The organism is Pseudarthrobacter sp. rb (genome assembly GCF_056389225.1).
Genome location: NZ_JBWJAR010000036.1, coordinates 1 through 7,950 on the forward strand (window position 1 = coordinate 1; position 7,950 = coordinate 7,950).

General features: G+C 61.9%; 4 protein-coding genes and 1 pseudogene. 2 read left to right on the top strand and 3 right to left on the bottom strand.

Features of this window, described 5'->3' with window-relative positions:
- Positions 1-600: pseudogene (locus ACWRN3_RS22575) on the top strand (IS21 family transposase); the annotation flags it as partial.
- The gene (istB, locus tag ACWRN3_RS22580) at positions 597-1,385 is read left to right on the top strand and encodes an IS21-like element helper ATPase IstB (protein WP_326336334.1); all 789 of its coding nucleotides are present in this window, start codon (positions 597-599) and stop codon (positions 1,383-1,385) included. The pseudogene ACWRN3_RS22575 and the gene istB, both read left to right, overlap by 4 nt.
- Positions 1,386-1,834: 449 nt before the next feature.
- On the opposite strand, the gene ACWRN3_RS22585 is transcribed toward istB, so the two are convergent.
- The 3 genes from ACWRN3_RS22585 to ACWRN3_RS22595 all read right to left on the bottom strand — a co-directional run.
- Positions 1,835-3,721 (bottom strand): YVTN family beta-propeller repeat protein, encoded by a 1,887-nt coding sequence (locus ACWRN3_RS22585; protein ID WP_476741997.1) that lies wholly within the window; start codon positions 3,719-3,721, stop codon positions 1,835-1,837.
- A gap of 634 nt (positions 3,722-4,355) precedes the next feature.
- Entirely contained in the window at positions 4,356-4,661 is a 306-nt protein-coding gene (locus ACWRN3_RS22590; protein WP_476741998.1) for a golvesin C-terminal-like domain-containing protein, read from the bottom strand.
- 254 nt (positions 4,662-4,915) lie between these two features.
- Positions 4,916-7,950, bottom strand: a 3,035-nt coding sequence (locus ACWRN3_RS22595) for an RCC1 domain-containing protein (RefSeq protein WP_476741999.1), incomplete at its 5' end; no start/stop codon positions are given.

A 7,950-nucleotide genomic window follows, 5' to 3' on the forward strand; every position in this document is an offset into this window, starting at 1 on the left:
GCCCGCACCGTCCCGGAGAACACCCCGATGGTCTCCTTCGAGAACTCCCAATACTCGGTCCCGGCGCATCTGCTCGGGGCGAGGGTGTTCGTCCGCTCCCACGGCACCGGGCCTGACGAGCAGGTCATTATCGTCCACCATGGCCCGTCGGGCCCGGTCGAGGTCGCACGCCATGGCCGGGCCAGGCCTGGCAGCCCTGCGATCATTGATGAGCACTTCCCCGAAACCAGGACCAGGATCCCGGGCGACTACGCCGTGAAAGCACGCACCGCCGGAGAAGCCGAGTTCCTTGCCATCGGCGCCGGCGCCAAGACCTGGCTCGTGGAAGCCGCCGCGGCAGGAACGGGCCGGATCAACGTGAAAATGGCCGAGGCCGTGACCCTGGCCAAGATCGCCGGGACCGAGGCCGTGGACCGTGCCCTGGGTGACGCTGCACTGCATGGCCGCTTCGCCCACGGCGACCTGCCCTCGATCCTGAACGCGAACATCCGCCGCACCACCACCCACATCGCGGACGAAACAAGGTCTCTCACCCAAGGCACGAGCGCGTGGGCCGGCCTGGGCGCTGAACCCACAACGGTGAAGGAGCAGAGCCGATGAGCCCGGTCAGCACCACGAACACTACCGCCCCGCCACTGCCGGCCGACCTCGAAGCGCTGATGCGTCAGCTGAAAATGCCCCACGCCCGGGCGCTGGCCCCGGACCTGATTGCGACCGCCCGTGCGCAGCGCTGGGAACCGACCGAGATCATCAAGGCCCTGTTCACCGAGGAAGCCGCAGGCCGGGCCCGGTCGATGCTCGCCACCCGCCGCAAGGCCGCAGGCTTCCCGACCGGGAAGACCTTCGAGGCCTGGGACCCGGCAGTTTCCTCGATCCCGGCGCCGACCCAGCAGGCCCTGCGGACGCTGGAATGGATCGGCCGCAGGGAGAACCTGGTCGTCTGCGGGCCCTCCGGCACCGGGAAAACGTTCTTCCTCGAAGCGCTCGGCCAGCAAGCCGTCGAAGCCGGCATGCGCGTGGCATGGTTCCGGCTCGAGGACCTCGGCGCCCTGATCCGCGCCCACCGCACCGACGACAGCGTCACCCGCGCCGTGGCCAGGATCCTGCGCGCCGAGCTCGTGGTAATCGATGACATCGGCCTGCTGCCGGTGGCCACCGATGCCGCAGAAGGTCTCTACCGGGTCGTGGACGCCGCCTACGAAAAACGCTCCGTCGCGATCAGCTCGAACCTGCACCCGGCCGGCTTCGACGAACTCATGCCCAAAACCCTCGCCACCGCGACCGTTGACCGGCTCCTGCACCACGCCCACGTCTGCCAGACCAGCGGGGATTCCATCCGCCTCACCCAGGCCCTCGCCGGAAAAGGAGTCACCCAACTGAACTAAACGAACCCGACGATGGCCAACCCCACCGAGAACCCTCAGTGGGCAGATCTGTTGGCCATCACCGGGCAGTTTTACGGGCCACCAGCGGGCCGATTAACTGGCCGCCGGTGGGCAGAAACTAATGGCCATTGACACATGGCCCACCAAAAGTTGGTATCAGAAGTGATGCGGAGCTCCGAGGAGCGTGGAGTTAGAGCGGTCGTGGTCATGTCTTCTTTCGTAGCAGCGGTAAACGGCTGGACGTGCACAGTGCTTTTTGTGTTTGTCATCTTCGTTTGCGGTTGCGGGGACTTTCCATGCGTTGCGGGGCGGTGCGGTTCGGGCTGCAGTCGGACAATCCATGGGCTTCTGCGTCGGAAGAATAGTAGGAAGGGCTGTCGCCGACTCCTTACTTGTGAGGCAGCGGCAAGATGTTCGTTGGCGTCCGTGCTGTGGCAGCTGGAAGAGTGTCAGTTCCGGGCGTGCAGACTGTATCGGTAGAGAAAGGCGGCCATTGCGTCGCGGGCAACAGGCAACAGCGGTCGGTAGGTTTTGGTTCCATCCGCTTCCGTCCAGCCTGTCGAGACGCCGGTGGAAGCCAGCCACGAAATCTCCTTGTAGAACTGACTGGAGGAAGGCACGTCCCTAAAGGGAGAAATGATGGGCGGCTCGCAGGCAGGGGACCCTGCGATTCGATACATGAAGGCAGCCATTGCGTCCCGGTTCACTGACTGAAGGGGACGGAAAGTGCGGGAACCGTTCTCTTCAGCCCATCCCGTAGATACACCGGTGGAGGCCAGCCAAGTGATCTCTTTGTAGAAGAGGTTTGACGGGCTGACGTCTGAAAAGGGGGAAACAGAGGGTTCGGTAAACGACGGCCTGCCCGCCAACCTGTAAAGGAACGCAGCCATAGCGTCTCTAGTTATTGGGTTAAGCGGACGATAAGTCCTGGTCCCATCAGTTTCTGCCCAACCGGTCGAGATGCGTTGGTCTCCGATCCACGTGATTTCGTCGTGGAATTGGTTGCCGGAAGGCACGTCCGCGAACACGACATGGGGTATTAGGACGGGGCTGCTTTGTGGGGAGTTCAGCGATGAGCCCGCACTATTGACCGCCGTTGAAGTGAAAGTGTAAGAACGGCCCCCGGTGATATTGCTGATTGTGCAGGATCCGGCTGGCCCCTGGACCGTGCATGACTCGACAGAGTCGACCGCGTGCACAGTGTAGAAGTCGGGCTTCCCGCCGGAGCTGGGTGGCGTGACGGCGATGGAGATGGAATTCGGGCCAGCGGTGACGACGGGCGCCCCCGGGGCGCCGGGAGGTAGCAGGTCCAGCATTACTACGGAGACGTCATTTGAACCGCTGTTGGTCACCAGTGCAAAGCGGCTGTCGGCGAACAAGGCGACGTTGAACGGGAAGGCGCCGACTGGGGTGTTGTGGAGGACTTTCCCGCCGGCCGTGTCAATTACCGCCACGTCCCCATAGCGGTTATCGGCAACGTAGACCCTGCTCCCGTCGGAATTCACAGTGATGCCAACAGGGTTCGCCCCGACCGGGATTTCCTGGACCGCGGTGGCTCCTGCTATGTCGACAACGGAGACGCTGCCAGCGGATTGATTCGTCACGTAGGCGAATTTTCCTCCTGGGTCAATGGCAAGACCGAAGGGCTGTCGCCCGACGGTTGCGATGCCGACCACCGTGTTCGTTTCAGCGTCGATGATGGACAAGTCATTGGAGAAGTTGTTGGTTACGAGTACCCGGCTTGCGTCAGGGGTCACCGCCACACCAAAGGGGTAGCTTCCCACGGGGATCGTGGCAGTCACTGACTTGGTCGAGATGTCGATCACGCTCACTGAGTTGCTGTAGGGGTGCGTGACGTACAGTTGCTTGCCGTCAGGGCTGGCAGCAATGCCGTAGGGATTTGCAGCAACCGGAACAGCCCCGACCACAGACTTGGTGGAGCTATCAATAATCGAGACGCTCGCCGACCCCTCGTTCGTAACGTATGCGAAACGGCCATCCGTGCTCAAGGCGAGACCAACTGGATAGTCGCCCACGGTGACCACTTCCGATACCCTCACGCTGTTGCCGTCTGTGATGTCAAGAATGGAGACAGTGCCCGCTGCATGGTTGGCGACGTAAGCGTGAGTACCCGCAGGAGCTGTCGCTACGCCATAAGGGCTGGATCCCACCGCAACTGTGGAAACAACTTCGTCGGCGTGGGCCCTGTTCGCAGCAAACATGCCGTTACCGACAAGCGCCAACGTCGAAAGCGCGATCGCGGTGATCAGGGCCAGGGCCCGGGAACCCGCGGGGCGCCGGTTTGGAACAAAAATAGATGACAACAACAAGACCACACCCTTATCCGTTGGGACTGCCCATCGAATATGGCTACACGCTCCCTCGCCGATCATAGTGGGCAGCCCGGATACGCGGGAATTTCGATTCCAGGAAGCGTCATCAGGTAAATGCTGTTTGCCGCCGCCAGCTCATTTGACATGACGTCAGGGTGCAGTTTCCGATGGCATTGGCGGCGCGGATTTTATAGTGGGCGATATTGCCGGACAGAAAGTCAGCGAACTCCGTTTCCTTGACCCTTGCTATGGCAGTGAACTTGCCGCCACAGGTGTCGGCTCTCTCCACGACTTAGGAGGAGGCATCGGCTGTGGGTCGCCAGGAGAGTAACGGGACTCGACCGACGGTTCTCACCTCGAGTCCTTGGACAGCTTGAAGGGGTGCCGCTTTCGGTGGAGTCGCAGAAACGGAGCTCGCTAGGCCTGCTCCTGCCCCGTTCGTGCCCGCTATCTGGTAGGCGTAGGCAGAATTGTTGTCAACGTCCAGGTCTAAGTAATTAGTGCTGTCTACAGCCTGTTCTACCGTCGTGTTTGATCCCTCGGTGTTTCGATGGATGAAGATACGTCTCGGCGCCAGGGATAGGGTTCCAGCTGAGCTCCATGAAGTTGGGCGCATTCTTCACCCTGATATTCGTTGCTACTGCGGGGATGGGGGCGGAGGAGAAGCGAAGCGGACGGCGTCTGCTCGCACATACACGGCTGCGCCATCTGCGCCGGGCGCTACATCCGCTACAGGGAGTTCAAGGAGGTCGGTTGCGGCAGCATCAAATTTGTGGAGGCCTGAGCCGAGTTGCTTCCAGCGGCCACCGTGTCTTGTTTGGTCAATCTGGAACTCGGAAACTTCTCCGGCGTGATGGAGTCTGTACATCACCAAGGTTCGGTCCGGGGCTCCATCGGGAAGCCAGACGGCGACCGTGTAGTCAGTTGGGCTTCGTGTACACATTGGTGAGCAGGTCCTCGAATCCGGAAGACGGCAACGTTAGTACAAGGTTGCGGTAGGGCAGCGCAACCGGATTAGCCAACAGCTTCTTGGCCCTGCAGCCCAACCGGTCCCGATAAAACAGCCTCCGCTGCGACCGAAGCACCATCTGAGTCATACCAGGACAACGCGGTCACATTACCGAGCGTCGCTCCAACCTTCCCCGTCTCGGCCGTAGAGACCCATCTCCCGGTGCAGCACCCCGTCATCCCGAGTTCCTATGGTCCTGCCGTCACCCCGACCTGGACGGGGACGCTGCTGTCGGCGGTGGTACCGTTGCCCAGCTGGCCTGAGGCGTTATAGCCCCAAGCACGGACGGTCCCGTCCGACATCAGCGCATGAGCATTCCACCCGTAGTATCCGACTGAGAGGGCTGTCACGCCCGTGAGGCCGGTGACTTGTACGAGGATGCTGCTGCGGGAGGTGGTATTGCTGCCGAGCTCACCGTAGTCGTTCGCGCCCCAGGCGAAGACTGTCCCGTCCTTCATCAGTGCGTAGGCGGCACCGGGCGCTGCGGCCAGTGCTGTGACGCTGGTGAGTCCGGTGACCTGGACCGGCGTGCTGCTGTCGGTAGTGCTGCCGTTGCCAAGTTGCCCGAAGTAATTATCTCCCCAGGCGCGGACGGCGCCATCTGTTAATAGCGCGTATGTCGTGTGCGGGGTGGCGGACAGTGCTGTGACGCCGACGAGTCCGGTGACCTGAACTGGCGTGCTGCTGTTCGTGGTCGTTCCGTCCCCGAGCTGCCCGTGTCGGTTCCATCCCCAGGCACGGACCGATTGGTCCTTTAGCAGCGCGTAGGCGGTCGTACCGTCGGCCGGGTCACCGCTGGCTGTAACGGCGGCGACATTCGTGAGGCCTATGACCTGGACGGGGGTGTTGCTGTTGGTGTTGGTACCGTTGCCGAGCTCGCCGTTCCAGTTTGAGCCCCAAGCGCGGACCGTGCCGTCCTTCAGCAGCGCGAAGGCGGTGTGCCCGGCGGCCGAGAGTGCCGTGACGCCAGTGAGTCCGGTGACTTGGACGGGGGAGCTGCTGTCGATTGTAGTGCCGTCTCCGAGCTCCCCGAAAGCGTTGGAGCCCCAAGCGCGGAGTGTCCCATCCTGAAGTAGGGCGTAGGTTGTATCCCCTGACGTTGAGATGGATTGGACGCCGGTGAGGCCGGTGACCTGGACGGGCGTGCTGCTGTTGGTGGTAGTTCCATTCCCGAGCTGGCCACCTCCGCTCCAACCCCAGGCTTGTACGGTCCCGTCTGTCAGTAACGCGTAAGCAGTGTCAGCGCTGGCCGTGAGGCTGGTGACTCCAGTGAGGCCACTGATCTGGGCAGGGGTGCTGCTGTCGTTGGTGGTGCCGTTCCCGAGCTGACCGTAGAAGTTCGCGCCCCAGGACCAGACGGTGCCGTCCGTCTTGATCGCGTATGCCGTTAGCCCTGAGCTGAGAATGGTTTTGACGTTGGTGAGTCCTGAGGGAGCTGGGAACGGGGTGGGTGCTGTTGGTGTGGGGGTGGGTGAGGGTGTGGGGGTTGGCGTTGGTGTGGGTGTCGGGTTGGGCGCCGGAGACGTAACCGGTGTTCCTTCGCAGGGGTTGGCCTCGGCGAGTTTCCATGTTGCTGTGGTGATGTCCCTCCATTCGGCCTTTAGGCCGAGTATTTCTATTCCGGCGACGACTCCAACTCTTGTTTCGTGCCCGAATTCCAGTGGGCACGACCACGTTTTCACGCCATCGGTCGTGGTGACTGCTATGGCGGCTGAGGCATAGGGACCGGCGCCGAACGTAATGCCGGCGACACCATAGAACTTGATGGTGGCATCGAAGTCCAAGGATGCCCGTGCCGTCAAAGAGCTTGTTGCCTGCACTGTTTTGTCTGTCACGGTGCTTACCGGCTTGGTGTTGATCAGGCTGAAGCTGCCATCTTTGTATTTCATGCCGTGGTCGCTCGAGACAGTATTCGACGAGGTATAGGTAACCTCCGCCGCCCCTTCCGCGCTGAGGGTTGCCTTAATTTTAAGGTCTGCCGTCACGATCACCGGGACGGGTCCCACCATGAACCGGAATTTTGCCCAGAGCGTGCCCAAAGGCGCACTGATGGTCCCCTTCAGGCTCCCCGAAAATTTCTGCTCGTGCTTAGCCGAAAGAGAGGGGGTCACAACTACCGAGGTTTCCTTCAACTTCAGGAAGCTGGTGTCCAGCGTCATGCGTGCTTTGGCTGCAGCGGTAACCGTGGTGGAGACGGATACAGAACCGGAACCGCTCAGGGTCGACGATCCCAGCTCTGCTTTTTGCGTTTTTTCCCATTTGAACGACTGCGAAAAAATGTCGGCCTGGGCAGACAGGGCCTGCGGTGCGACCTGGGGGGCCGCTGCGGTAGTCGTCGTTACGTCCGCCTCGGGAACAAAGGTCGAGGATTCGGGAATTCCGCTTACATCGATGAGCCCCGGGGTCGAGACCACGGCCTCGGGAAGCGTTGCGGGCTGTGTGGTCAGTGTTGTTGGTCCCGCCGGATCGCGGGAGACTTCGGTCACGCGAACGAGTAGGCCATCTGGCGTGGAGGGAGTGATGCCCGCGACCAGTACGTCATTAGGGTGGATGTTCTGCGCGTTGGTCGATGGAAGGGTTATTGCGCTTCCCGAAACTTGCGCGGCATCCAATGCCGCAGGTTGAAGCAATTGGACCTCGGGCGCAAGGGTCACCGTCCCGCCGGTCGGGTCCAGCGGGTTGGACGGGACTTTGGTGGCTGAGTAGCGGTAGAGGAAGGCCGCCATCGCATCACGGGCGATGCCGATGAGCGGACGGTACTCCCGCAGACCCCCGCCGACGTCCCAGCCTGTAGAAATACCTGCAGAAGCGAGCCAGGTGATTTCGCGGTAAAAGGCGGCACCAGTCGTGACATCCGTAAACGGCGACTGGGGCGGCGCAGTGAACTCCCCGGGCTGGGCGAAGCGGAAGAGGAATGCTGCCATGGCATCGCGGGCGATCGGGTTCAGGGGTCGATACTCACGCATACCACCGCCGACATCCCAGCCCGTGGAGATGCCTTTCGAGGCCAGCCACGTGATTTCCTTGTAAAACGCTGCACCAGGAGCAACGTCCGTGAACGGGGAGGACGCCGGGGGCGTGTAGGCGGGTGAACCAGCCTTCCTGTACAGGAAGGCAGCCATGGCATCCCGTGCGATGCTCTGCAGGGGCCGATACTCCCGTACTCCCCCGCCGACGTCCCAACCAGTCGAGATCCCTTCAGCAGCGAGCCAGGAAATCTCCT

Bases quoted from the DNA above. Each gene is read 5' to 3' on its own strand.
- istB (WP_326336334.1), top strand. From the start codon at position 597: ATGAGCCCGGTCAGCACCACGAACACTACCGCCCCGCCACTGCCGGCC.
- ACWRN3_RS22590 (WP_476741998.1), bottom strand. From the start codon at position 4,661: ATGTGTACACGAAGCCCAACTGACTACACGGTCGCCGTCTGGCTTCCC.